Origin of the sequence: Campylobacter sp. 19-13652 (assembly GCF_019702925.1) — a bacterium.
GTDB lineage: Bacteria > Campylobacterota > Campylobacteria > Campylobacterales > Campylobacteraceae > Campylobacter_A.
On the sequence record NZ_AP024713.1, the window covers coordinates 843,565 to 869,592 of the forward strand.

The 26,028-nt window shown below is 41.1% G+C and carries 24 protein-coding genes; 21 read left to right on the forward strand and 3 right to left on the reverse strand.

Translation table 11 applies throughout. From position 1 onward, the window contains the following. Positions 1–3 precede the first annotated feature (3 nt). The 3 genes from LBC_RS04175 (at position 4) to LBC_RS04185 (ending at position 5,215) form a co-directional block, all read left to right on the forward strand. Positions 4–1,341, forward strand: coding sequence for an MATE family efflux transporter (locus LBC_RS04175; RefSeq protein ID WP_221254845.1), 1,338 nt, complete (start codon positions 4–6; stop codon positions 1,339–1,341). Next, positions 1,317–2,060 carry a M48 family metallopeptidase gene (locus tag LBC_RS04180; protein ID WP_221254846.1) on the forward strand — a complete coding sequence of 248 codons (744 nt, stop codon included), beginning with the start codon at positions 1,317–1,319 and terminating at the stop codon, positions 2,058–2,060. The genes LBC_RS04175 and LBC_RS04180 overlap by 25 nt, the downstream gene beginning before the upstream one ends. A gap of 89 nt (positions 2,061–2,149) precedes the next feature. After that, a complete protein-coding gene (locus LBC_RS04185; protein ID WP_221254847.1) occupies positions 2,150–5,215 on the forward strand; it encodes a hypothetical protein in 3,066 nt (1,021 codons plus the stop codon). Positions 5,216–5,720: 505 nt separating this feature from the next. Here the strand turns inward: LBC_RS04185 and glnA are convergent. Then, the gene (gene glnA / locus LBC_RS04190) at positions 5,721–7,151 is read right to left on the reverse strand and encodes a type I glutamate--ammonia ligase (protein ID WP_221254848.1); all 1,431 of its coding nucleotides are present in this window, start codon (positions 7,149–7,151) and stop codon (positions 5,721–5,723) included. A 64-nt stretch (positions 7,152–7,215) separates the two neighbouring features. Beyond that, a complete protein-coding gene (locus LBC_RS04195; RefSeq protein ID WP_221254849.1) occupies positions 7,216–7,995 on the reverse strand; it encodes a histidinol-phosphatase in 780 nt (259 codons plus the stop codon). A 104-nt stretch (positions 7,996–8,099) separates the two neighbouring features. On the opposite strand from LBC_RS04195, the gene LBC_RS04200 reads away from it, so the two are divergent. From LBC_RS04200 to LBC_RS04280, 17 genes are all read left to right on the forward strand, one after another. Beyond that, the gene (locus LBC_RS04200) at positions 8,100–8,786 is read left to right on the forward strand and encodes a chemotaxis protein (RefSeq protein ID WP_221254850.1); all 687 of its coding nucleotides are present in this window, start codon (positions 8,100–8,102) and stop codon (positions 8,784–8,786) included. Then, positions 8,786–10,042, forward strand: coding sequence for a peptidase U32 family protein (locus tag LBC_RS04205; RefSeq protein ID WP_221254851.1), 1,257 nt, complete (start codon positions 8,786–8,788; stop codon positions 10,040–10,042). The genes LBC_RS04200 and LBC_RS04205 overlap by 1 nt, the downstream gene beginning before the upstream one ends. After that, positions 10,043–10,537 carry a 5-(carboxyamino)imidazole ribonucleotide mutase gene (gene purE / locus LBC_RS04210; RefSeq protein WP_221254852.1) on the forward strand — a complete coding sequence of 165 codons (495 nt, stop codon included), beginning with the start codon at positions 10,043–10,045 and terminating at the stop codon, positions 10,535–10,537. Between the two features lie 8 nt (positions 10,538–10,545). Next, positions 10,546–11,016, forward strand: a complete 471-nt coding sequence (locus tag LBC_RS04215) for a DUF3972 domain-containing protein (protein ID WP_221254853.1) — start codon at positions 10,546–10,548, stop codon at positions 11,014–11,016. Positions 11,017–11,357: 341 nt separating this feature from the next. Beyond that, positions 11,358–12,224, forward strand: a complete 867-nt coding sequence (glyQ, locus tag LBC_RS04220) for a glycine--tRNA ligase subunit alpha (protein ID WP_221254952.1) — start codon at positions 11,358–11,360, stop codon at positions 12,222–12,224. Further along, a complete protein-coding gene (locus LBC_RS04225) occupies positions 12,221–12,943 on the forward strand; it encodes a Nif3-like dinuclear metal center hexameric protein (protein ID WP_221254854.1) in 723 nt (240 codons plus the stop codon). The genes glyQ and LBC_RS04225 overlap by 4 nt, the downstream gene beginning before the upstream one ends. 9 nt (positions 12,944–12,952) lie before the next feature. Further along, a complete protein-coding gene (locus tag LBC_RS04230) occupies positions 12,953–13,663 on the forward strand; it encodes a zinc ribbon domain-containing protein (RefSeq protein WP_221254855.1) in 711 nt (236 codons plus the stop codon). Between the two features lie 2 nt (positions 13,664–13,665). After that, on the forward strand, positions 13,666–14,823 hold the full coding sequence (waaA, locus tag LBC_RS04235; RefSeq protein ID WP_221254953.1) for a lipid IV(A) 3-deoxy-D-manno-octulosonic acid transferase: 1,158 nt from the start codon (positions 13,666–13,668) through the stop codon (positions 14,821–14,823). Then, a complete protein-coding gene (locus tag LBC_RS04240) occupies positions 14,807–15,559 on the forward strand; it encodes an RluA family pseudouridine synthase (protein WP_221254856.1) in 753 nt (250 codons plus the stop codon). The genes waaA and LBC_RS04240 overlap by 17 nt, the downstream gene beginning before the upstream one ends. Before the next feature lie 64 nt (positions 15,560–15,623). Then, positions 15,624–16,964 (forward strand): signal recognition particle protein, encoded by a 1,341-nt coding sequence (ffh, locus tag LBC_RS04245; RefSeq protein ID WP_221254857.1) that lies wholly within the window; start codon positions 15,624–15,626, stop codon positions 16,962–16,964. A 72-nt stretch (positions 16,965–17,036) separates the two neighbouring features. Beyond that, complete coding sequence (gene rpsP / locus LBC_RS04250; protein ID WP_221254858.1) at positions 17,037–17,267, forward strand: 30S ribosomal protein S16; 231 nt, start codon at positions 17,037–17,039, stop codon at positions 17,265–17,267. Between the two features lies 1 nt (position 17,268). Continuing rightward, complete coding sequence (locus LBC_RS04255) at positions 17,269–17,514, forward strand: KH domain-containing protein (RefSeq protein WP_221254859.1); 246 nt, start codon at positions 17,269–17,271, stop codon at positions 17,512–17,514. A gap of 2 nt (positions 17,515–17,516) precedes the next feature. Beyond that, complete coding sequence (gene rimM, locus LBC_RS04260; RefSeq protein ID WP_221254860.1) at positions 17,517–18,047, forward strand: ribosome maturation factor RimM; 531 nt, start codon at positions 17,517–17,519, stop codon at positions 18,045–18,047. Beyond that, positions 18,044–18,751, forward strand: a complete 708-nt coding sequence (gene trmD / locus LBC_RS04265) for a tRNA (guanosine(37)-N1)-methyltransferase TrmD (protein ID WP_221254861.1) — start codon at positions 18,044–18,046, stop codon at positions 18,749–18,751. The genes rimM and trmD overlap by 4 nt, the downstream gene beginning before the upstream one ends. Continuing rightward, positions 18,748–19,104, forward strand: coding sequence for a 50S ribosomal protein L19 (gene rplS / locus LBC_RS04270; RefSeq protein ID WP_221254862.1), 357 nt, complete (start codon positions 18,748–18,750; stop codon positions 19,102–19,104). Before trmD ends, rplS begins: the two co-directional genes overlap by 4 nt. A gap of 228 nt (positions 19,105–19,332) precedes the next feature. Beyond that, positions 19,333–19,665 carry a cupin domain-containing protein gene (locus LBC_RS04275; RefSeq protein ID WP_221254863.1) on the forward strand — a complete coding sequence of 111 codons (333 nt, stop codon included), beginning with the start codon at positions 19,333–19,335 and terminating at the stop codon, positions 19,663–19,665. 1,814 nt (positions 19,666–21,479) lie between these two features. Continuing rightward, positions 21,480–22,715 (forward strand): Zn-dependent hydrolase, encoded by a 1,236-nt coding sequence (locus LBC_RS04280; protein ID WP_260173442.1) that lies wholly within the window; start codon positions 21,480–21,482, stop codon positions 22,713–22,715. Between the two features lie 34 nt (positions 22,716–22,749). Here LBC_RS04280 and LBC_RS04285 read toward each other — a convergent pair whose 3' ends face one another. Continuing rightward, entirely contained in the window at positions 22,750–23,226 is a 477-nt protein-coding gene (locus LBC_RS04285) for a methylated-DNA--[protein]-cysteine S-methyltransferase (protein ID WP_221254865.1), read from the reverse strand. Positions 23,227–23,328: 102 nt separating this feature from the next. Here LBC_RS04285 and LBC_RS04290 point away from each other — a divergent pair, with 102 nt between their 5' ends. Beyond that, entirely contained in the window at positions 23,329–25,887 is a 2,559-nt protein-coding gene (locus LBC_RS04290) for a bifunctional aconitate hydratase 2/2-methylisocitrate dehydratase (protein WP_221254866.1), read from the forward strand. The last annotated feature ends 141 nt before the right edge of the window (positions 25,888–26,028 follow it).

A 26,028-nucleotide genomic window follows, 5' to 3' on the forward strand; every position in this document is an offset into this window, starting at 1 on the left:
AAAATGCAAAATTTAAAAGAGAAAAATATAAGCCTAACTCGTCTTAGTGTGCCGATATTTTTTGATATGCTACTACACTTTTTAACCCTGCTTATAAACACCTATATGGTTACGCTTGTTAGCGTGCATTTAGTCGGAGCTATGGGCGCTGGCAATCAGGTGATGGATCTTTTTATGACGATTTTTAGCTTTCTTAGCGTGGGCTGTTCTATCGTGGTGGCTCAGGCTTTGGGGGCTAAAAATGAGCGTCTAGCACGCAGGGTTATACACGCTAGCCTTACTTTTAATGCGATTTTGGGCGTCTTTTGTGCTTTGGTGATATTTTTCTTCGGACACGAGCTGCTTGCGCTTATGCACGTCCCAAGCGAGCTAAGGGCGGATAGCTACGCTTATTTGCATATCCTGGGCTGGGCGCTTTGCTTTGACGGCATAGGGGTGGTGATGGCGGCGATTTTGCGTGTGTATGGCTATGCAAGCCCAGTTATGCTCGTATCTTTTATTATGAATTTAATCACAATCACAGGCAACGCCATAGCACTTTTTGGCTACTTTGGGCTGCCAAATTTTGGACTTGTGGGCGTTGGGTTTAGCACCTTGGCTGGGCGAGTGGTGGCTCTTGTTGTGCTTGGTTTTATGCTTGTGAAAATGGCTAAAATCAGGATAAATTTATCCTATCTGTTTAGCTTTCATTTTGATATGCTGCGCCGTGTGCTAGCTGTGGGTCTGCCCAGTGCTGGGGAGAATCTGCTCTGGATGGGGCAGTATATGGTGGCGTTTGGCTTTGTGGCGAGTATGGGCGCAGATAGCCTTGCGGTGCAGACTATTTACTTTCAGCTTACGCTTTTGCTGCTGCTTTTTGGGGCGGCTATTAGCGTGGCAAATGAAGTAATAGTGGGGCATTTGGTCGGAGCTAGGGAATTTCAAAAGGCTTATAATCAGGCTTTTAGGGCGCTTTGGATAGGTATGGGTGCGACTGCGGCGGTAGTGGTGGCGTTTTATCTGGGGCGGGGCGAAGTGCTTAGCAGGCTTGATATTACGCCAGCTATGCGTGAGATTATGCTGCCGCTTTTTGGGCTTTCGATAGTGCTTGAAATAGGCAGGACTTTTAATATCGTGATGGTAAATGCCCTGCGTGCTAGCGGCGATGCGCGCTTTCCGCTTGCTACTGGGCTTATTTTTATGTGGGGTGTGAGCCTGCCGCTTGGCTACTGGCTTGGCATTAAGCTAGGCTTTGGCATAGTGGGCGTGTGGCTGGGCTTTGTGGCCGATGAGTGGCTTAGGGGGCTAGTAAATACGTGGCGCTGGAAAAGTAGAAAATGGCAAGAGAAAGCCTTAGTATAGATGTGGGCGGCGTGTGTGTAAAGCTAAAAAAGCACCACCTAGCAAAATACATAAAACTTCGCGTAAAAAAAGGCGGTGAGGCTGAGGTTGTGGCGCCTACTCGGACTAGCTTTAGCGCTATGGCTAGCTTTGCTCAAAGCCATGCAGAGTGGATAGTGCGTACTGTAGCTAGGGTGCGTGAGGCTGGGGCGAGTTGTGGTAGTGGTGTCTGGCTGCTTGGAGCTAGATTTGGCGTGGTTTTTGGCGATTTTAGAGGTGTTAAATTTAAAGCAGCCTTACTATGTGTGGCTAAACCGCAAAGCTTTATATTTAAGGATAGTTTTGCGGTTGAAGTTTTGGCAAATGAGAGCGCAAAAAATTTAAATGGCGTCATCATAGCAAGAGATGAAGCTGCGCTAAAAAAGCTAAAGCAAAGCATTGCTAGAGCTATCTTTGGATATTGCTTTGTCAGACTAAAACCACTAATAAACGGAAAAGTAAACGCCATTAGAATAAAGCAGATGAGCACTCGCTGGGGTAGTTGTAACTCGCGCAAGGGGTATATAAATTTATCCCTAGAGCTGATTAGTCGCAGCTTTTTGCAGATAGAGTACGTAATAGTGCATGAACTAACTCACCTAAATCACCCACATCACAAGCCCAGCTTTTACTCTGCTCTGGCTTTAATCGTGCCTGATTATAAGGACAAAGAGCGTCTTTTAAAGAATAAAAATTTATAAATTTATCTGTACTTTGCCCATTAGTACAATGTCTAAATTGTAAAATTTGTTGTATAATACATTTAAATTTGATTAATAAAGGAGAAAATATGGCTAAATCAGCTGTGGTAAAAGAAGTTGAAGGTAAAGTCATAGTAAAAGAAGGCGGCAAGGAAATAGCCCTGGGCGCTGGAAGCATAGTAGATGATGTAAATAATGTAGTGGCGGTTGGAGAGAACTCAAAGGCTATTTTGGTACTACCAAACGGTACTGAAAAAGTCATAGAACCAGTTCAGACCCTAAGCCAAGATACAGCAGATGCTTTAGCTGATGTGTCTGATTTGCAGGCCCAAATCCTAGGTGGCGATGACCTAACAGATCTAGAGTCAACAGCAGCAGGTGGTGCTCCAGCAGGTGGCGGCACTGGCGGAAACGGTGCGAGTCTAGGTGCGGCTGGCTTTGACGCTGCAGGCCGTGAAAGTACAGTCCTAAGCCAAACCAACGGCTCTATCGCAAGCCAAATAAACTCTGTTAATGCCACTAATGTAACAGCAGGTGCTACAAATGTAGCCGCTGGTGCTCCTGCGGTAGCTGGGGAAATTGATAATAATCCTGCTTCTATAAGCACTCCTGGCTCTGATAGCTCAGCAAATGCAGGCACTCCAGTAAGCCCAGTTACCCCACCAACACCAACAAGTCCAGCGACTGATACCGCTTCAGGTAGCGCAGACCAAGGCTCTAGCAGTGTTTCGCCTATTACCCCAGCTACGCCAACCGATACGACTCCACCAGCTCTAAGCGAGGGTGACATAGACATACATACGGCTAATGATAGTGTGGATTACGGTAGGGCTTTTGTAAACTTGCCAAGCGATGATGACGCCACATCGGCCACAGTGAGCTACACTCCAGCTGCTGGCAAAAATGCTGGCAGCGAGCAACAAATAAACTTAAGCAAAGGCGCAGACGGCTGGAGTGCTGATAGTGCTACGCCTGATGGTGTGAGCGTGGTAGATGGCAGGGTAGTCTTTGAAGCTGGCGTGGTAAAAAACGACACCCCTATAAAAGCCACTGCAACCGATCAGTCTGGTAACACGACAGCCCCAGCAGTAGAAAAGACCTACAGCTGGGCAGGGCAGAATGATGAGGGTGGACTTATCGTGCCTGTGCCTCTATCTAGCTTTAAAGGCGAAGTGGACACTAATGCCGTGGTTAGTGGATTTAGCGCTGCGACTGCGCTAAAAGATTACGCGGATAAAATAGAGAATGATAAATTTAGTGCAAAGGCTGGTGAGTTTAAGGTAGTCGATGGCTGGTACATGGCAGCTGATGGCTCTGCGCTAATAGCTGGAGAGCACGCTAAAGCCCTAGTGATAGCTAGAGACGATAAATTTGACAGCTACAAAGATGCCAACACACTAGTGTTAAAGGCTGGATCAAGTGCCGATGTCGCGATATTTGGTGCTAATGGCAATGACAATATCACAATCGACGGCGTAACTGTAAAATACATCTACACTGGCGCTGGTGATGATAGCGTGAATTTAATAAACGGCGCAAAGGTAACTGCGCTAATAAATACTGGAAGCGGCGATGATGAGGTAAATGCTAGCGGTAGTGAGATTAAAAACCTAGCAACAGGCGCTGGAGATGACAGCGTATATCTAAAAGATGGAGCAGTGCTTAAGAGTATTTATGTGGATAAAAGTGGCAGCGGTACTTTTGAAGCAAGTGGTGCTGGTACTAAAGTAAATGGATACGTAATGCTGGATGGTGCAAGTGATAATAGTAGCATTAAAGTCCTAGACGGCGCTAGTGCTGGCTATATCTTAGACGCTAAGACTATGATAGTAAGCGGAAATGGAAGCGTGGTATCTGGCATACTAGATCAAGCTCCTGATAATGTGTACACAGATAGTCACATAGAGGTAAGCAATGGTGCTAAAGTCAATGATATTATTTCTGCTGGTCGTGGAAATGACACCGTGATAGTAGATAATGCTACTATAGCTAATGGCATAGCGACTGGTCCTACTGGTGGAGTAGTATATGAGGGTACACAAGATACTGACACCATAATAGTCAGAAATGGCGCCAAAGTCGGCGGCGATATCAGGGGTGGTATGGGTGATGATACTTTAGAAATATCGGGCGCTACCACAAAGATAAATGGCAAAATAGAAATGGATAGCGGAAATGATAGTGTAACCCTAGACAATGGCTCTGTAGTAAATAGTGTAAAACTAGGTGCTGGCGATGATACGCTAAATATCAAAGGTGGCTCTAAGTTAATAGCTGGCGGTGCTGGTAGTGATGATTTGTTTGTGGATAATGAAGGTATCACAAAAGTATATATAGATGGCGAAGGCTCAAAGGTAGAGAACGGAAATATTTACGTCGCTCAAGGCTCTAGCGTAGAAGTAACAAACGGCGGTCAAACAAATGGTATAGAGGGTGCGTCTAATATAGAAGTGGATAATGCAAGAGTAAATGGGCATATTATAATGAGTGATGGAGATGACACCTTAACAATCAAAAATCAATCTGTGGTAGAGCATAATATAAAAACTGGCGAAGGAGTTGATCATATAGTCATAGACCAAAGCTCTATAGTTAAAGGACAGATTCAGACCAATGAAGGAAATGATAGAGTGGAGATAAAGGATGGCTCTAAGGTAGAAGGTGCAATATTTCTTGATGATGGCGATGATACCTTGGTGCTTGATGGTGTGCATTTGCAAAACCATGCATTTTTGGGCAAAGGTGATGACACTTTGATAGTAGGCAAAAATGTGCTTGCACAAAAAGATGGCTACTGGATGCAGATACAAGGAAATGAAGGTAATGACACTCTTATAAAAACAAAAGAGACTTACTATGATAGTAAAGTGGGAGTTAATAAAGAGTTTGAAACCCATATAATGCATTCACAAAAAGATGCAAGCATGGAAGTAACAAAAGGTGATGCCGTAAGTAAGCTAAATCCAGCTGATATGCTAGATATAAGCCCAAATACAGAATCACTAACCCTAAAAGGCAATAAATTTAATCTAGGTGATGATGCTGACGTAAACGGTGGCTGGACTAAGCAAGATGATGCAGGTAAGACCGAGTATCAGGCTGAAAGCGATGGCAAAACATTTACGCTTACTATAGACGATACAAATACGCTTTAATCTAGTATTATGGCAGAAGTGTTAAGCTTCTGCCATTTTAAAAGCTTTTATAAATTTATTCCCCAAAAAACAAAAAATGTATTTACCAAAAGCCACAAAATTCGGAAAAATCTAAAAGCGAGCTTTGGACTTTTTAAACACTAAAACTTTATTAAAGAATGTTTTTACGAAGTAGAATGAAATTTAATAGGTTCTTTAATATTGCTTTACAAATTTCAATGGCAATCACTATGTGTCAACGTATGTGAGTTTAGTTTATTTATTGCTCATATCAAAAGTAGTGAGTTTGCTAGACTTTCACTCTGGTTCTTTCTATCTTTTTTTATTTTGTGCTAAGCTACGAAGCGCTAAAAAACGTACCGATATTACTCTGTAATATTAATGTCAAAAGCAACTAGTTGGTGTGCTGTAGTTTAAAATTTTTTAATATGCTATTGTTTGATAAAACGGAGACAGATTTAAATTTAAATCGTAGCGGGCCTACATTGCCCGCTACAGACGCTAGCTAGCAAGAGTAGCAGGTCTTAAACTCAAACGCCGTTGGACGTGCTTCATAAGGCCACACCTGCGTTTCAAATTTATAGTGCTGATAGGTGTCGATTAGCTCGTCAGTCATCACTGGCTTTAGGTAGGCATTATCTCGTATCAGGCTCTCTAGGCTGCCACGCAGGGTGTGCGGCATTTGCTCTATGCCACGCTCTCTAATCTCATCTAGGTGCATAATGAATAAATTCTCATCCATAGGCCCAACTGGCTCGATTTTGTTTTTCACTCCGTCAAGTCCAGCCATCAGCATAGCCGTAAATGCAAGATACGGACACGCTGTGCTATCAGGAAAGCGCATTTCAGCTCGCACGCTTTTTTCGCCTGCACCATATGGGATACGCACGCTCGCACTTCTGTTTTGGCAGGAGTAGGTTAGGATTGATGGGGCTTCAAAGCCTGGGATTAGGCGTTTGTAGCTGTTTGTGCTAGGGTTTGTAAAGGCCGCCACACTTCTAGCGTGCTTTAGCACTCCGCCTATGTAGTGGCGCGCAAAGTCGCTTAAATTTCCATACTCTCCTTGCTTGTAAAAGAGATTTTTGCCCTCTTTCCATATGCTTTGATGTACGTGCATACCGCTGCCATTATCGCCGTAAAGCGGCTTTGGCATAAATGTCGCAGTCTTGCCGTTTAGGTGGGCGACCATTTTGACGACGTATTTATAAATTTGCACATTATCAGCGGCTTCAACCAGCGTGCCAAATTTCACGCCGATTTCGCCCTGACCTTGAGCCACTTCGTGATGGACTGCAAATGTTTCTAGTCCCACTTGCTCCAGTACCTGCACCATCTCAGCACGCAGATCTACCATACTATCGACTGGCTGGACTGGGAAATACCCACCCTTTGTGCGTGGGCGGTGTCCTGTGTTGTAGCTGTCTTTAAAGTCTCTAGCGTCGTTCCACTCGCCCTCTTCGCTATCTACTTCATACATAGCGCAGTTGATTTTGTCTACTATTTTGACATTGTCAAATATAAAAAATTCATTCTCAGGCCCAAAATATGCCACATCGCCAATGCCGCTTTCTTCTAGGTGCTTTAGAGCCTTTTTAGCGATTGAGCGAGGGCATTTTTCATATAGTGCGCCTTTATAAATATCATATACGTCGCAAAATACCACTATAGTTGCATCTGCCGTAAATGGATCTAAAAATGCACTCTGAGCTTCTGGCAGGAGTATCATATCTGATTTATGTATGGGCTGCCAGCCGTCAATTGAGCTGCCGTCAAATGGTATGCCGTTTTCAAAGGTCTCTTTGCTGATTGATTTGAAATTGTAGCTTAGGTGGTGCCATGTGCCGTTTAAATCGGTAAAACGAAAATCAACAAAAGCCACCTCATGCTCTTTTGCAAAGCTAAAAAACTCATCGACGCTGTTTACAAATTTACCCATATTTTCTCCTTAGAAGTAATGTGTAGCAAAATTATACCTTTATTATTCTTTATTTACATTTAATTTAAAATTTAATACTATCCATGTCCCTACCTTTAAAGACACTGCACTTTAAATACCCCACTTGTCTAGCGATACGCTCGCACTCAGCGCCCCCTGCGCCTACTTGTTCTACAGCGTGCGCATCAGAGCCAAATGTGATTGGTATATCAAGCGCATAAATTTCTTGTAAAAGCGGTAAGCTAGGGTATTGCTCAGCTACCATTTTACGAAAACCAGCTGCGTTTATTTCTACTACTAAGCCAGCTTTTTTTATCGCCTTGAGTGCATTTTTTGCTAGGATTCTCACGTCTTTTTTTGGCATAAATTTAAAGACCTTTAATAAATCAATGTGCCCCACTATATCAAAAAGTCCGCTTTTTGCCATATCCTCAATCGCCCCAAAATACTCTTGCCAAATCGCGTCTATATTGCGGTTTTGATACTCTCCGATAAATTCAGGATTATCAAATCCCCACTTACCCAAAAAATGCACTGAGCCTATTAAATAATCAACTTCTGCTTTTAAAACTCTCTCATCAATAAGCCCTCGTAAATAATCCACTTCATAGCCCAAAAGCACCTCTATATCGGCTTTAAAGCGCTCTTTTAATATTTTTGCCTCGCTTTCATAATCAGCCATTTGACTAAAACCCATACGCCATTTTTTATCAAATTCCATCGGTGCGTGATCGCTAAATCCAAATATCTTTATCCCATTTTTTATCGCCATTTGCACGTATTCTTGCATGCTTCCAGTGGCATGATTGCACCGTGTGGTGTGGTTGTGTAAGTCAACTATCATTTTGCTCCTTTTAGCTTTAAATTCTAACAAAATGCTTATTAATTTTAAATTTAAATAAGCCGTTTGAGTGTATAATCAAGCGATTTATAATTTTAGGAGATACTATGACGCAAGAAGAACTAGACGCTCTTATGGCTGGCGGATTAGACGATGAGGACGTAGCTTTAGAGGATGATAAAAACGATGACGCAGAAAAAGATGAAGCGCTTATAGTTGATGTGAAAAATTACAGAGTAAGCGCAGATGCAGCGTGGCCTCCGCCGCCCCCAACAGAGGATCATAAAATGGTACATCAGCTTGATGATGTTACTAGGGACAGCGAGGCAAAAGCCACTGAAATGCTAGAAAAGCTCGAGGAGATAAATAACTATTTTATGGATTCAGAAGGCAGCTGTGTGGCTTTAAAAGGTGGACTTGATAAAAATATAGAGATATTTACTACCTTGCGTGATAAATTTCCTGCAGTTGGCGCATTTAGCGAGGCGCTTGAGCGAAATGAAGCACTAAAAAGCAGCATAGATGAAGTCATTTCAAACCTACAAATGGGGCAAGATGAGATAATGATGGCTATGGATATGATGCAATATCAAGACATTCACCGCCAAAAAATCGAGCGTGTAATAAACGTAATGCGCGCATTAAGTAAATATATGAATACGCTTTTTGAGGGTAAAATAGATGATGATAAGCGTGTCGGCTCAGCTGTACATATCGCTGGAGATACCACTACAGACGACCTAGTTAGCAACGACGACATCGAAGCACTAATAGAAAGCCTGGGTAAAAAATAGTGCTAAAGCGTCCAGAACTACTATCTCCTGCTGGGAATTTAACCAAGCTAAAAATTGCTCTTGCTTATGGCGCGGATGCTGTTTATGCAAGCGTAGCTAGCTTTAGTCTGCGTACCCGCTCAGCACGTGAGTTTGACCTTGAAAGCTTTAAAGAGGCCATAGACTACACCCACTCAAAGGGTAAAAAATTCTACGCTACCGTAAACGCTTTTCCATTTAATAGCCAAATTGATGGGCTTAAACGCCACCTTAAAACCCTGGGCGAGCTAAAGCCTGATGGTTTTATCATCTCCACTCCAGGAGTGATGAGCCTAGCGCGTGAGCTAGCGCCTGATGTAGAGGTGCATTTAAGCACGCAGGCAAACGTGATGAACTACCTTGACGCAAAAATTTATCACGATATGGGGGCTAGCCGCATAGTCGTGGCTAGAGAGATGAATTTACGAGATGTCATAAAGATAAAAGAGCAAATTCCAAGCCTTGAGATTGAGATTTTTATCCATGGTTCAATGTGCTTTGCCTACTCTGGCAGATGCCTGGTTTCTAGCGTGCAAAGCGGGCGAATGAGTAACCGCGGAAGCTGCGCAAATGACTGTCGTTTTAAATACGAGCTATATGCGAAAAATCCAGAAAGTGGCACACTGTTTCGCTTAGAGGAGGATCCAGAGGGTGGCACGCACATAATGAACTCAAAGGATCTAAATTTATCCGCCCACATTAAGGATATAATAGAAGCTGGTGTGATTGACAGCCTAAAAATCGAGGGGCGAACTAAGAGTGAATATTACGCTGCTTGTGCCACTAGGGCGTATCGTATGGCGATAGATGATGCTTTGGCTGATAAATTTGACGCCAAGATTTATGCTGATGAGCTAAACACACTTAAAAATCGTGGTTTTACAGATGGGTATTTGGTGCATCGCCCATTTGAGCGCACTGACACGCAAAATCTCATCTCAAGCTTAGAGGAGGGCAGCAAAAATGTCGAGGCTATCAGCTACGACGGCGAGCATATCCTAAGCAGAGGCGTGATAAAAACGGGCGTGGCATATGAGATAGTAGCCCCTGCTGGCGCGCAATTGCAAGAAGCGGATAATGAAATAGGGCAAATATATGAGCAAAGTGGAGTCTGGTATGTTAAATTTAACCGTCTAATAAGCCAGAAAAACAGGGAATTTGATGAAATCCATAGCGGAAATGAGAATGCCATAAAACTGCCTGCTAGGCTTTTTGAATTTACGTTTTTAAGGAAATAGATGAAATTTATAAGTATCATAATGGGGAGCAAGAGCGATTATGAAGTGGTGAGCGAAGCGGCAAAGGTGCTTGAGAGCTTTGGCGTAAAGTATGAGCTAATCATCAGCTCAGCCCACAGAAGCCCAGAGCGCACCATAAGCTACGTCACAGCAGCCGAGAAAAAGGGCGTGGTGGCATTCATCTGCGCGGCTGGTATGGCAGCTCACCTAGCTGGGGTGGTGGCAGCTCACACTACTAAGCCAGTCATTGGCGTGCCTATGGCGGGTGGGGCGCTAAGTGGCGTCGATGCGCTTTACTCCACCGTGCAAATGCCTGCTGGTATGCCAGTGGCGACGCTTGCTGTGGGCAAGGCTGGAGCGATAAATTCAGCCTACCTTGCTATGCAGATTTTAGCACTCTCTGACGCTGAGCTTTCGCAAAAGCTAGCCGACGATAGAGCTAAAAAGGCAGCCGCCGTGGCTAAAGACTCTGCTAGCGTAGAGGTCATACTTTAGGGGGAGTTATGCAGGCGTTTTTAAAAAAGGACGAATTTGCAAAGCTGGTGCATTTAGACATTGATGTCATAAATGATATGATAGAGCGAAAGGCGCTTAAGACACGTATTGACGATGACGGCGAGGTTTATATAGAGGCGCAGCAGGGTACTTTGAGTGTTGTGCCAGAGGCTAGCACACAAGTGGCACAGCTTAATCACTCTTTGCCAGGCGAGAGCTTTGTCGAAAAGACCATTGGGACGATTTTAAATTTACACGAAAAGGTGCTTGACGCAAAGGACGAGACGCTTGAGACGCTTAGAAGTGAGAATAAATTTTTAAAAGAGGCGCTTTACTCTATGCAAGAGCTATATGATGAAGACAGAAAGAGCGTTGAAATACTAACAACGCAGCTAAAGCACGCACAGGACGAAGTGGAGTTTTTAAAGCGAAAGTATAAGTTGATGTGGAATAAGGCAGTAGAAAACTATAAAGCCTAAGCGAAAAATGGCGGCTCGTCTCGCTTCGCCATACTGCGTTGTAGTCCGCAGCCGCTGCGGTCATTACCTATCAGGTAACTCCCTTGCGGCTTGCTCCTACGCCTTGTCAGGACGAGCGATACTTCGCATCTAGTCGGTTAATGCGGAATAATTTCAATCCGTTGCGATTTAAATTTGATTGATATTTCAAGTCTTGCTTTTAACGCAAAAATCAAAAGCCGTAATCCAAACCCAGCCTAAAATTTCAAAAAAGGCGAGAATTTAAACCCTTTAAAATTTTATTTTGCTAAAATTAGCCATTAAATTTAAAAAAGCAAGTCTTACAAAAGGTCAGAAAAATGATAACTTTTTCAGAAATAATCCTAAAACTACAGCAGTATTGGCAGCAGCAAGGCTGCTTAGTCATTCAGCCTTACGATATGCCTGCTGGGGCTGGGACGTATCATCAGGCGACGTTTTTACGTAGCCTGGGTAGCGAGCCGTGGTCGGTGGCATACGTCGCACCCAGCCGCCGTCCGACTGATGGCAGATATGGCGAAAATCCAAACCGCCTAGGGGCGTATTATCAGTTTCAGGTTATTATTAAACCAAGCCCAGATAATATCCAAGAGCTTTATTTAAAAAGCCTTGAAGCTTTGGGGTTAAATTTAAAAAAGCACGACATTCGCTTTGTTGAAGACAATTGGGAAAGCCCGACTCTTGGGGCGTGGGGGCTAGGCTGGGAGGTCTGGCTTGATGGTATGGAGGTAACGCAGTTTACCTATTTTCAGCAAGTCGGGGGCTTGCCGTGCGAGCTAATAAGCGCTGAGATCACCTACGGGCTTGAGCGGCTTGCGATGTATCTGCAAAATAAAGACAGCGTCTATGACATCGTCTGGGACGAGCGTGATGGCAGGGTGGTAACGTATGGCGACGTGCATAAAAGGGGCGAGTATGAGTGGAGCAAATATAACTTTGAAGTCGCGGACGTGGGGCTGCTTTTTAGCCAGTTTGAAAACGCTTCAGCCGAGTGTAAAAACGCCCTAGCCGCGAGCCTTGCGCTGCCTGCGTATGATTATTGTATGCTAGCAGCTCACACCTTTAACGTCCTTGACGCAAGGGGGGCTATTAGCGTAACGCAACGCCAAGAATACATCCTAAAAATTCGCGAACTAGCCAAGGCGTGTGCGATCTGCTATGTAGAAAACGGCAAGGAAAACGCCAAGTGAAAATAGCCGAGCTTTACGCCATTTTAGACGAGATTGCCCCCTTTAGCACGCAAGAGAGCTGGGATAATAGCGGGCTTATTTTAGGTAGCCACACCGCCCAGGCTGGCAGGATTTATGCTAGTCTTGATGTGGATAGCGAGCTTATTGGCTCACTTGAGCCAAATTCCACTCTGCTTACGCACCATCCGCTGATTTTTCGGGGGCTAAAGCAGCTTGATTTAAACGTGTATCCATCAAATTTAATCGCTAAAATGCTAGCAAAAAATATAAACCTAATCAGCCTGCATACAAATTTTGACAAAGCACTTTTAAACCGCTACGTTGCAAGCGAGATTTTGGGCTTTAATGTGGCGAGCAGGAGCGAGTTTTTATTGGGGCTTGAATATGCTGGCGGCTTTAGCGAACTAGTGGCGATAGTAAAGCAAAAGCTGGGGCTAGATTGCGTGCGAGTGGTAAGGGCAAAGGAGAAGGTAAAAGAGGTGCTTTTTTGCACTGGCAGTGGTGCTGAGCTAATGGAAAATGCTAGCACAGATTGCTTTATTACTGGGGATTTAAAATATCACACCGCCTTGCAGGCTTATGAAAATGGCATAAGCCTGATTGACATCGGACACTTTGAGAGTGAGCGGTATTTTGGGGAGTGTATCGCCAAAGCCTTGCAAAAATTTCAAATAGAAGTTATAATCAAACATTCAAAAAACCCATTTTCATATCTTTAAAGGAAATAGATGAATAAATATTTACAGCAGTTAGTGGAGCTTTCGCATATTGATAAGGAGATTGACGGATTTGCGCCACGTATTGAGAGTGTGGAGCGAGTTTTACGTGCGACAAAAGAGGAAAAAGAGGCGGTTTTAAGCTCGATTGCAAATATTTCAGAGGCGATAGATGAGATAGGTTCTCAAAAATCTCAAGTAAATGCACATATTGCTGAGTTTGGTTTAAAGATAAAAGATGTCAGCAAAAAAAGCGGACTAGCAAAAACAGAAAAAGAGATAAAAGCTCTGGGGCTTGAAGAGGAGATAGCCAAAGAACAGCTTGAGGCAGCAAATGAGGAGATAGCTAGGCTTGAAAAGCTAATAGAAACAAAATCTGAGCAAAAAGCTGAGCTTGAGGCAAGCTTGGCTGAAATAGATGAAAGACTAGTTAAAAATGAGGCTGAAATTTCAAACGAGGTCGCAAATATAGAAAAAGAGCGTACTGAGGTCTATGCTAAAAAAGATAAAATAGTAACTCAGATGAATCAAAAAATTCTAAGCTTTTATGAGAAAATTCGAAAATGGGCCGGAAATACAGCAGTCGTACCTGTGAAAAATCAGGCTTGCTACGGCTGTTTTATGAGGATAAATGACAAGACTTTTGCCTCTGTTATTAGAGGAGAGGACATTATTACCTGCCCTCATTGCGGACGTATTTTATATAAAGAAACCGAGGCTTAGTCATAGCAGCAATTTATTATATTTTATGCGCTATTTTGTGGGGCTTTGCTCTGCCTTTTTTATGGATTTTATCCTTTGCTAAAGATAAATATAAAAAGAGCATACCAGCTAGATTTTGGCTGGCTAATAACCCCCCATTTAGTAAGGCAAAAGTGCATTTTCACGCTGCTAGCTATGGCGAGATACAAGCACTTAAGCCTTTGATAAGTTTATTTAAAAATAGCTCTATAAGTGTTATAACACAAACTGGCTTTGAGGCCGCCAAAAAGCAGAGTGAGAATACCAGATTTTTGCCGTTTGAAATATTTTTACCATTTTGGTTAAAGCGCTCAAAAGTACTTGTGGTATTTGAAGCTGAATTATGGCTAATGCTTGTTTTAGTTGCCAAGCTAAAAGGGGCGCGAGTTATACTCATAAATGCACGTATATCAGATAAAAGTGTAAAAAGCTATAAAAGGTTTGCCTTTTTTTACAGATATTTGTTTAGGTATATTGATTGCGTTTATGCTCAAAATATGGTAGATTTTGATAGGTTGAAATTCTTAGGCGCTAAAAATATCCGAGTAAGTGGAAATATAAAATCAGCCTTTTTGCCAAAACCTAGCACAGAGTACGTAAAGCCAAAGGGGCGAGTCGTGGTGTTTGCCAGCACTCATTCTGGCGAAGAGGAGCTTTTGCTTTTAAAGCTTTCTTTAAGCAAAAATGATAAGATTATTTTTGCGCCAAGACACCCTGAGAGATTTGACGAAGTCTCAAAGCTATTGCAAGAATTTGCCCTAAGAAATGGTAGGAGTTTTGCGAGATTTAGCGATACAAGCGATAAATTTAGCGCCGATATCATTCTTGTTGACACATTAGGTGAGCTTGTAAATATTTATGCAATTTCCGATATAGTTGTACTTTGTGGAAGCTTTATAGATGGCATAGGTGGGCATAATCCTATTGAGGCAGCACAATTTAATCCAGTTATAATAAGCGGAGAGTTTTTCTTTAATCAGACAAGTCTTTATTCGCTAGTTGAGGGTATAACTATCGCAAGAGCTGATGAAGTTTCAGAATTACTTAAGCAGAAAAATTTAGCCAAAAGTAAAATATCATCGCATTCAAACGCCAGTGAAATCATAGCCGATATAAGGAGGGCAAGTGGAGAAAGCGTATAAGGTCCTAGCCAAGCAAGAGGGCATATCAAATAACGAGGCAAAGGCTCTAATAGACAGTGGGCTTGTCTTTGCTAGAGGCAAAAAGGTAGTTATAGCGCGAGCTCTAATAAGCCCAGCTACTAAATTCAATATAAAAAATGCTGGAAAACCTGAGATTATATTTGAGGATGAAAATTTAATCGCTATTAATAAACCCTATGGCATGACTAGCGAAAGAGTTAGCGAGATGTTTAAGGCGCCTCTTTTGCACCGTTTGGACAAGGAGACAAGTGGGGTTTTGCTTTTGGTTAAAAATGATGAATTTGCCGTAGCTGCAAAATCCGAGTTTAAAAAGCTTTTTGTGGATAAAAATTACGTTGCTATTGTCAAAGGGCTGGTTAGCGATGAGATATTAATTAATGAGCCAATCGTAACCATAAAAGGCAAAGGTGGTGCTACATCAAAGGTATCAAAGGACGGTAAAACCGCCATTAGTGAGGTTTTTCCCATTATGGTAGTGGGCAAAAAATCTTTAGTAAAAGTAAATATAAAAACAGGTAGAACTCATCAAATAAGAGTGCATCTTAGTAGTGTTGACTTACCTATTGTTGGGGATGAGAAATACGGCAAAAACGCAAGCGAGCGGATGTATTTACACGCTTATTCTATCTCTATTTTGGGTTATAATTTTATAGCACCTATCCCAAATGATTTTAACGCTTTTGGCTTTGAGATTTCTAAAAAGATGAAAATTTAAACCTAGGTAAAGAAAAAATTTAGTAGAATACGCCCTTTAATGATAATTTTAGAAAGGTTCTGATTTGTTTGAAAGCATAAGCGAGTCATTTCGCCTAGCCCTTAGTAAAGTCCGATTTGTGGATGACGAAAAAGCTTTAAAAAATGCTTTAGACGTGCTTAAAAAAGCTCTTTTAAAATCCGACGTCCACCATAAAGTAGTTAAGGAATTTATAGCTACAATAGAATCGGATATTAAGCAAAAAGGCATAGGGCAAAAGCAGCTTTTAGACTCAATAAAATCAAACCTTACAGATATACTTACAGCCTCTGGCAATCAGGGCTTTGTATATTCTTCAGTGCCTCCTACTGTTGTTTTAATGGCTGGACTTCAAGGCTCAGGCAAGACAACAAGCACGGTAAAGCTTGCCACTTATCTAAAACTAAGAAAGAAAAAAGTCTTAGTTGCGGCGTGTGATTTGCAAAGGCTTGCAGCTGTCGAGCAGCTAAAGCAGCTTTGTGAAGTAAATGAAATTGAGCTTTTTTATATAGATGGCGAGACGGATCCGCTAACAGTGGCTAAGGCTGCTTTGGATAAAGCAAAAAGTGGACTTTATGATGTACTTTTGGTTGATACCGCAGGTAGACTTGCTATAGACGAAGTTTTGATGAGTCAGATTAAGGATATTAAGACTTTATTAAATCCAGATGAAATTTTTTACGTCGCAGACGCTATGAGTGGACAAGATGGCGTGCGAAGTGCCGATACCTTTAATGAAGCTCTTGGTATTAGCGGTGTAATTCTTTCTAAATTTGACGCCGATACTAAAGGCGGCGTTGCAATAGGAATAGCAAAACAAATAGGCATACCTCTTAGATTTATAGGCACAGGTGAAAAGCCAGCCGATATAGAGAGCTTTATACCAGATAGGATAGTAAGTCGCATTATGGGCGAGGGCGATTTAGCCACTTTGGTTGAAAAAACTAGTACTATAATAGATGAAAAAGAGGCCAAGAGACTTAATCAAAAGATAAAAAAAGGTCAGTTTAATTTTAATGACTTTTTGGAGCAAATGGAAAGTGTAAAAAAATTAGGCAGTATGAAGTCAATTTTAGGTATGCTGCCTGGTATGGGCGCTATGGCAAATCAGCTAAAAGATATTGACTTAGAAAATTCAAAAGAGATAATTCATATAAAAGCTATGATTAGCTCTATGACTTTAAAAGAAAGGGAAAATCCAGAGCTTTTAAACAATAGTCGCAAGCGTCGTATAGCTGAGGGTGCTGGGCTTAGTCAAATGCAGGTAAATAGATTTTTAAAACAGTTTGAAAATGCCTCAAAAATGGCAAAAAAATTTGCTGGTAAAGGTGGAGCAAGAGGGCTTGCAAATTTACTAGCTCAGGCTGGGCAAAATAGACCTAGATAATAGGATTTAAATTTGCCAGTTTTGGCTGGTATATTTAAGCCTTATTTTAAAATTTTTAAAGGAGAAAAAGATATGGCAACAGTAGTAAGATTAACAAGAATGGGACGTAAGAAAAGACCATTTTATCGTATAGTAGTAACAGATAGTAGAAAAAGACGCGATAGTGGCTGGATAGAGAGTATAGGGTATTATAATCCTATGGTAGAACCTGAAGTTGTTAAATTTGACGCCGAGAGATTAGCTTACTGGAAAGGTGTAGGTGCAAAATTAAGCGATAGGGTTGCAAAAATTACAAGTAAATAATATGGTTGAAGACTTTTTGTGCGAATACGCTAAACTTATCGCAGATTATCCAGAAAAGGTTAAATTTGAGAAAATTGAACTTGGCGAAAATTTCGTAGAAATTATCATATATGCACATAAAAGCGACACTGGTAAACTAATAGGTAAAGATGGCAAAATGATAAATGCCATAAAGACAGTTATTGTTGGTTCAAAGGCAAAAAATCCTACCAGCTATCGCGTTACAGTTAAAGCCTTAGAGGAGTAGTTGTGAATGATGATATGCTAATCGTTGCAACCCTTGGTAAAAGCGTGGGGTTAAAGGGGTATATCAGACTTCATAACAAAAGTGATTTTATCTCGCAGTTTAAAAAAGGTGCTAATTTTATCTGTGATGGAGGATTAAATTTAACCATAAAACACTTTGACTTGGGGCGTTCTTGTATTTTGTTTGAAGGGTTTGATGACTTAGACTTAGCAAAAACCCTGACGAACAAAAATTTATACACAACAAAAGAATTAACTCGCAAAAATTGCAAACTCAAAAAAGATGAATATTTTTATTTTGACGTTATAGGGCTTAAGGTTGTTGAAAATGGAGAAATTCTAGGCATTGTTAGCGATATAATGGATATGAGTGCAAATTATCTTTTTTTGGTTAAGGTTGATGATAGGCTCGTAAATAATGGTTTAGTCAGCGAGTTTTATCTGCCATATGTAGATAGATATATTTTAGATATTAGCCTGCAAAGCGGACAAATAATCGCAAAAGACGCTAAAGAGTTGCTTGAGAGCTTATGAAATTTAGTTTTATTACTCTGTTTCCTGAGCTCATTTTACCTTATTTTCAAGCCTCCATATTAGGGCGTGCTTTAAAAAGTGACTATATAGATGTGGAGTGTATAAATCCCAGAGATTACTCGCAAAATCGTCATAAAAAAGTTGATGAGTATATGGTGGGTGGCGGAGCTGGGCTTTTAATGACGCCAGAACCTCTTAGTGCTAGTTTGGAAAATTTATTTTTAAAAAAACCAAAGCCTAGAGTCATATTTCTTACTCCAGTTGGTAAAAAATTTACCCAAAATGATGCAAAAAGACTTGCCAAGCAAAACAATCATATCTGCTTTGTTTGTGGTAGATATGAGGGGATTGACGAGCGCATTATTGAGCTTTATGCTGATGAAGTTTTTAGTATCGGAGATTTTATTCTTACTGGTGGTGAGCTTGGTTCTTTGTGTATGGCAGACGCTATTTCTCGAAATATTATGGGTGTTTTGGGTAACTCTCAAAGCCTTGATGTAGAGAGTTTCGAGGCAAATTTGCTCGAAGCCCCATCATTTACTAAGCCTGATAATTTTAGAGGTTTATGTATAGTTTCAGAATTTTTAAAGGGAAATCATAGTAAAATCACTGCTTTAAAATCTAAAATGGCTCTTTGTAAAACAAGGTTTTTTCGCCCTGATTTATACCAAAAAATCAAGCCACAAATGAAGGAAATTCAATGAGAAACAAATACATAGAAGCATTTGAAAATGCACAAATCGCAAGCAAAAATGCGCCTGAGTTTCGTGCTGGTGATACGCTAAGAGTCGCCATCCGTATCAAAGAGGGCGATAAGACTAGAGTTCAGAATTTTGAAGGAATATGTATAGCTAGACGTGGTACAGGTACTGGTGAGACTTTCATTATTCGCAAAATTGGCGCAAATAGTGTAGGGGTTGAGAGAATATTCCCTATATATAGCGAAAGCATAGAAGAAATTAAAGTATTACGACGAGGTCGCGTACGTAGAGCCAAGCTATTTTATCTACGTGAGCTACGTGGCAAAGCAGCTAAAATTCGCGAATTACGAAAATAATATAGCTTTAAATTTGGCGGTTGTTTTTCAGCTGCCTCACCTCATTCTTAATCAAAATCAATGCTATCTAAAAATTAATCCGCTAAAATATCTCCTAAATAAATATTTATTTTAAATTTAAAAAGTTTTATCTAAATTTAATCTCTTAAAAAATATTTAATGCGTAAGCAAATGTATTGCATATGATAAATAAAGAGAATGTTAGAAAAAGCTTACAAAGGAAAACTCATGCAAATATTAAAATGGGGCGTCGATGGTTTCGATGGGGTTTTGGTTAACAAAATGCACGAATTAGACGGAGTTAAAGAGATACGTATCTCTATGCAGGCTGGTTCACAAATGAAAGAACATAGTGCACCAGGCAAGATTATGGTTCAGGTATTAAGCGGAGAGATTGATTTTAGTGTAGGCGATGAGATATTTAGGCTTTGTGTGTTTGATATGATAAGCCTTGAGCCAAATGTTTCACACTCTTTACACGCTTTAAAAGACAGCGTTATTAGACTTAGTTTGAGTAAAAACGATAATGTCAATAGAGTGTTTGGCGTATTAAATAGCTAAAAAGTGGGCTTTAAATTTTAAAGCCCTAATAAATTTAGATTTATCTATTTTTCAAAATAAGATTAAGCTCTTTTAAACAATAGTAGTGATTTGTAAATTTTAAAGGTAAGCCCTAATTACACATACAAGTGGGTTGGCGCCGATTTTCGCACCGAGTCTCTGTAAAAGTTCCAAAATTTGCTGACATTGCAAAGTGGGGAGGGGTAATACCAAATTAGTGGTGCCAAACTTGCACTATGGCTTAAATTTTTAAATTAAAACAGCATTATTTTTTATAAATAGCTTAAAACTATACTATCTTTTGTGCTTTTTTGTATTTATTATTTGAGTGCATTTTGACGTTTCTCTATATTTTAAAATTTATCAGCCATTTTAAAGAATAGTATTATTTTTTAATTACAAATTTAAGTCATAGCGGATTTTAACATCACTAATTAGTGTCAGTAGTTTATAGTATAATTAACATTGCAAACTAATGGTGCCATCACAATTTTTAGCGCTTAGGAAAGCTAAGTATAAAAATCAAGTCTGCTGGTTTTTGTGGCTCACATTGTAAGCAATGCAATACTAGCTTACGTCCCAGTTTTGACTTATTTTGTTTGGGTCGAATGGGTTTGCGACACAAAGTGGTATAGAATTTAAAATAAAATTTATTTAAAAACTACGGCTATACCTTAATTTTGATAAATTGTGCTTTTCCTTGCTCTTACAGAAACTGCGGCTTTGCCTTGTTTTAAATAAACTGCGGCTTTGCCTTGTTTTGTAAGATGATTTCATTTTTATTATCTATTCGCCTATACCTCATAGTAAGGCGATATATTTGCTAATATCCAGTTTGGCTTCATGTCTTACCCAGAAAGTTTTGTCTTAATTTTGGCTTTACGCGCTTCAATTAGCCACGTAGCGATAACAAAAGCAGAGCTTCTATGAAAATGAGGTTTCTAAAAACAAACGTAGTGCAGCTTATTTAAAACAAGCGAAGCAAAACTGATATAATTACCCTGCAATACGAGTGAATATTAAGCCATTCATGTATTTATGGAGCAGGATTTGCTTTTGAAATTTGTAAAGCAATGTTATTTGCTAAGAGATAATGGTTAAAAAATCTTTTTTAAATTTGCTTTATTGTGTGCTATATTTTAAAATCAAAAACCCTTCTAACACTACTATCACCTTACCTACAAATTTAATCCACAATAAAAGCCAAACACCACTACCTTATACGTCTAATATCACACCCAACTAGACTACATAGTAAAAACTATATGCTTTATACTTGTTTATAGTACGCCTTACTAGACAGATATCATCATAAGTGCTGTGAATTTACCCACGCTCTTGTAGCAGTAAGTACAAGGTATAATTACTAACAGGCGTAGTATGATTTTTAGTATTTAGTAAGGTTTATAGTAAAATCTAGAAAGCATAGCAAAAAATCTCACTACTTTTATACAGCTTGGATTGCAAGCTATATGTTTGTCTACTCACTTTATGTACAGTTATCCTGCTAAGCCACCTTATGGCCTTTATGCACTCCTATGCCGTAAGTCAAAGCTTAGCTTTTTGTACCACTTCATGGATTAAACCACTAAGTCTAAGTAAAGTAAAGCTAAACTAGATGTTAGTAAGTATATTACAATGCAATGCAAGTAAAATAAATAAGCCACTTATATATGTGACATAGGGATTGCTTTTGGAGTTTTATAAAGCGAGGTTATTGGTTAAAGGAGATTTTTTAATATAAAATTTTAAGTAAATTTTTATTATCTTTTTATATTAAAGATATTGAAATTTTAAATTTATAAAGGATGATAATGAATGCAGATAGGCTAAGCGCACTTTTTAAGCAGATAAATAGCATAAGCGATGATAGTATGGGGGCTGGCATAAATAGGCTAGCTTACAGCGCGCATGATAAAAAAGCTAGAGAGGTCTTTAAGCAAGAGTGTGAGAATGCTGGACTTTTGGTGAGACAAGACGCAGTGGGAAATATATTTGCGCGTCGCAGCGGGGCTTGTGATGGTTTGCCTGCGGTTTTGTTTGGCTCTCACCTTGATACGGTTATAAATGGCGGCGAATTTGACGGTACTCTTGGCGTACTTGCTGGTCTTGAGGTGATACGTTCGTTAAACGATGAGGGCATTATCACACGCCGTCCTTTGGAGCTTGTTGTGTTTGCCTGTGAGGAGTCTAGTAGGTTTAATGTGTCTACGCTTGGTTCAAAAGTGCTAACTAAAAAATTAAACAAAGATAAATTTGTAAAGTTAAGGGATTACAAAGATATGAGTATTTGCGATATTTTTAGTGAGTTTGGCTTAGACGCTTTTAGGGCGTGTGATGCGAGTGAAGATTTTAGTGTGCCGCATTGCTTTTTTGAGCTTCATATAGAGCAGGGTCCTGTACTGGAAAAAGAGGGGCTTGATGTGGGCGTGGTTAGTGCGATTAGTGCGCCTTTTAGGTTTTGTCTTGAGATTACTGGGGCTGGCGCGCATTCTGGCACTACGGCCATGAAATATAGACAGGATGCACTTTGTGCTGGTGCTGAGATGGTGCTTTTAATAGAACACGTGGCAAAAGATATGGCGGATTGTGGCGTTGTGGCTACGGTTGGGGATTGTAGGGTGCATCCAGGTGTGATGAATGTCGTGCCAGGATGTGTAAAATTGCTTGTAGATCTTCGTGGTATAAGCCTAAAAAGCAGGCAAGAAGCATATGAGCGTATTATAAATTTATGCGTTCAAGTAGCGAGCGAGCGCGGCGTAAAATGCGTGAGCAAGGAGCTATCTAGCGATGATCCAGTCAGCCTAGATGATGGTATGATTGACCTAATATGCAAAAACGCCAAAAGTCTAGGGCTAAGCCACAAGGTTATGCCAAGTGGAGCCGGGCATGATAGTATGCATATGGCTGATATTTGCAAAACTGGCATGATATTTGTCCCATCGCGCAGTGGCATAAGCCACAATCCAGCAGAATACACTGACCTGTCTTACATATGTGCTGGCACGCGGCTACTTCGCTCTGTTGTACTTGAAGCAGCGAATGAGTAGACGTTACCTTTGGTAACGCCATGGCATAAAATAGCTAGATTTTAAATTTGCTCACGTCTACGCCCTCATGGGCTAAAAGCCAGAGCTTAGTCTTTAGCCCCTCGCCACCAGAGTATCCACCCAGCCCATTTGCGCCTATAACGCGGTGACATGGGATTATTATAGGGATTTTATTTTTGCCGTTTGCACTTCCTACTGCACGAAACGCCCTGTCTCTGCCCGCTCTTTTTGCAAGCTCTTTATAGCTGATGACTTCGCCAAATTTAATCCCCAAAAGCTGCCTGTAAACCTCGCGCGAAAACTCACTGCTCTCTATCTTTACCCCTACGCTAAAGCTTTTTAGCTCGCCCTTAAAATACCGCTCAAGCTCGCTTAAGCAAAGCTTTAAAGTAGGTTCATCTGGGTTTATATATTCGCCTACCTTTTCTACAAAATTTATACTGCTTACTAAGCTGCCTTGACAGATTACCTCAAGCACGCCTATGGGCGATTTTATGTATCCTGTGCTCATAAATTTAATTTTCCTTAAACGATTTGAAATTTAAATTTTATTTATACCCATTATAGCTTAAATTTGTTAAAATCAGCCAAACCTAAAATCAAGGGGGTAAAGATGAGTTTTTTAAATGAATATCAAATAAAAGTAAATGAAAGAGAGGCGCTTGGCGTGCCACCACTACCACTTAGTGCTGATGAAGTGGCGCAGGTGGTTAAGGCTTTAAAATCTGGTTGCAAAGAGCAATACGAGCTAATAAATTTATTGCAAAATAGGGTAAGCCCTGGTGTCGATGAGGCTGCAAAGGTAAAGGCTGAGTTTTTAAATGAGATAGTAAACCATAACCTAACAGTATCTGGCATAGACGCCATAGTGGCTATAAAAATGCTAAGCACAATGCTGGGTGGATATAATGTCATCGTCCTAATCGCTGCCTTAAGCCACAAAGATGAGAGTATAGCCCAAGCAGCCGCAGACGCTCTAAGTGGGATAATCTTTGTGCATAGCTATTTTAACGACGTAAAAGAGTTATATCAAAATGGCAATAAATTCGCTGCTTCTGTGCTAAAATCATGGGCGCAGGCAGAGTGGTTTCTCTCTCGTCCTAGCCTTTGTGAGCGCATTGATGCGGTAGTTTTTAAAGTGGCTGGCGAGACAAATACTGATGATTTAAGCCCAGCTAGCGAGGCATTTACCCGCTCAGACATACCACTTCATGCAAAGGCTATGTTGCTTCGCCGTCAGCCAGGCAGCCTTGAGCTTATCGATAGCCTTAAAAAAAGTGGCAGAGAAGTTGTCTACGTGGGCGATGTAGTCGGCACTGGATCAAGCCGAAAAAGTGGCATAAACTCCATTCAGTGGCACATCGGCAAGGACATAGAGGGCGTGCCCAATAAGCGTACTGGCGGCATTATTATAGGTAGTAGCATAGCGCCTATATTTTTTAACACAGCAGAGGACAGCGGCGCACTACCTATCGTGGCTGATGTGAGCGCGCTTGAAAGTGGAGATGAGATTGAAATTTATCCGTTTAAAGGCGAGATAGTAAAATCTGGCGAAGTCGTGGCGCGCTTTAACCTAAGTCCAAATACCATAGCCGATGAGTTCCGCGCTGGTGGGCGTATACCGCTTATTATAGGCAGGGATCTGTGCGCTAAGGCTAGGGAGGCGCTAGGGCTTGCTAGTGAGGAGATATTTGCTAAATTTATCCAGCCTAGCGATGATGGTGGCGCTGGCTATACCCTAGCTCAGAAAATGGTCGGTAAAGCGTGTGGAGTAGAGGGTGTGCGAGCTGGTAGCTACTGTGAGCCACGTACCTTGACTGTGGGTTCTCAGGATACGACTGGTCCTATGACACGTGATGAGATAAAGGAGCTTGCAAGCCTAGGTTTTGGCGCAGATTTCGTACTTCAGAGCTTTTGCCATACTGCAGCTTATCCAAAGCCAAGTGATGCGATAATGCATAAAAGTTTGCCTAAATTTATAAGCTCTCGTGGTGGTGTTAGCCTGCGCCCAGGGGATGGCGTCATACATTCATGGCTTAATCGTATGGTACTGCCTGATAGCGTAGGCACTGGTGGAGATAGCCATACGCGCTTTCCTATTGGTATAAGCTTTCCTGCGGGTAGTGGGCTTGTGGCGTTTGCGGCGGTACTTGGGATAATGCCGTTAAATATGCCTGAGTCTGTTTTGGTGCGCTTTAGTGGCGAGCTTCAGCCTGGTATTACGCTTAGGGATTTGGTAAACGCTATACCGTATTACGCCATAAAGCGTGGACTTTTGACGGTTGAGAAAAAGGGCAAGAAGAATGTTTTTGCTGGGCGGATTTTAGAGATTGAGGGGCTGCCTGATCTAAAAGTCGAGCAAGCATTTGAGCTAAGCGATGCAAGCGCAGAAAGAAGTGCTGCAGCCTGCACTGTAGCATTAAATGAGGATAGCGTAAAGGAGTATATTGCCTCAAATATCTCACTAATTGACGCTATGATAACATCTGGCTATGAGGACGCACATACTCTAGCTAGAAGACGAGATAAGATGAAGGAATGGCTAGCAAATCCAGTACTTTTAAAAGCTGATAAAAACGCAAAATATGCCGAGATTATTGAGATAAATTTAAACGAAATCACAGAGCCTATCCTAGCTTGTCCAAATGACCCAGACGACGTGGCAACACTCTCTGAGGTGCTGGCAAATCCAAACAGACCACACCACATAGATGAAGTTTTCGTGGGTAGTTGTATGACAAATATAGGACACTATCGTGCGCTTGCGGAGGTGCTACGTGGCGAGGGACAAACGCCTACTAGATTGTGGGTTGTGCCACCTACAAAAATGGATAAAGACGAGCTTATAAAAGAGGGCTATTACTCTGTATTTGGCGCAGCTGGAGCGCGTACAGAAGTGCCTGGGTGTTCGCTATGCATGGGAAATCAGGCTAGGGTAGCCGATGGTGCGATAGTCTTTTCAACGTCTACTCGTAACTTTGACAATCGCATGGGGCTAGGCGCGCAGGTATATCTAGGAAGTGCTGAGCTAGCGGCGGTTTGCGCTATGCTTGGGCGACTTCCTAGCGCTAAAGAGTATCTAGAAATAATGGCAAAAAAACTACCTCAAGAGAGATATTCGCAAATTTATAAATATCTAAATTTTAATAAAATTAAAGAATTCGAGCTTTAATTCTTGCATAAGCTATTTGGGGTCTGCTATGCCCCGATGGCTTTATTTTTAATCAAAAACTCACTCATTTAATAAAAATTTAAATTTAAACAAGCCAAAAAATGGTAAAATATCCAAATTTTTAGCCTCAAAAAGGAGGGT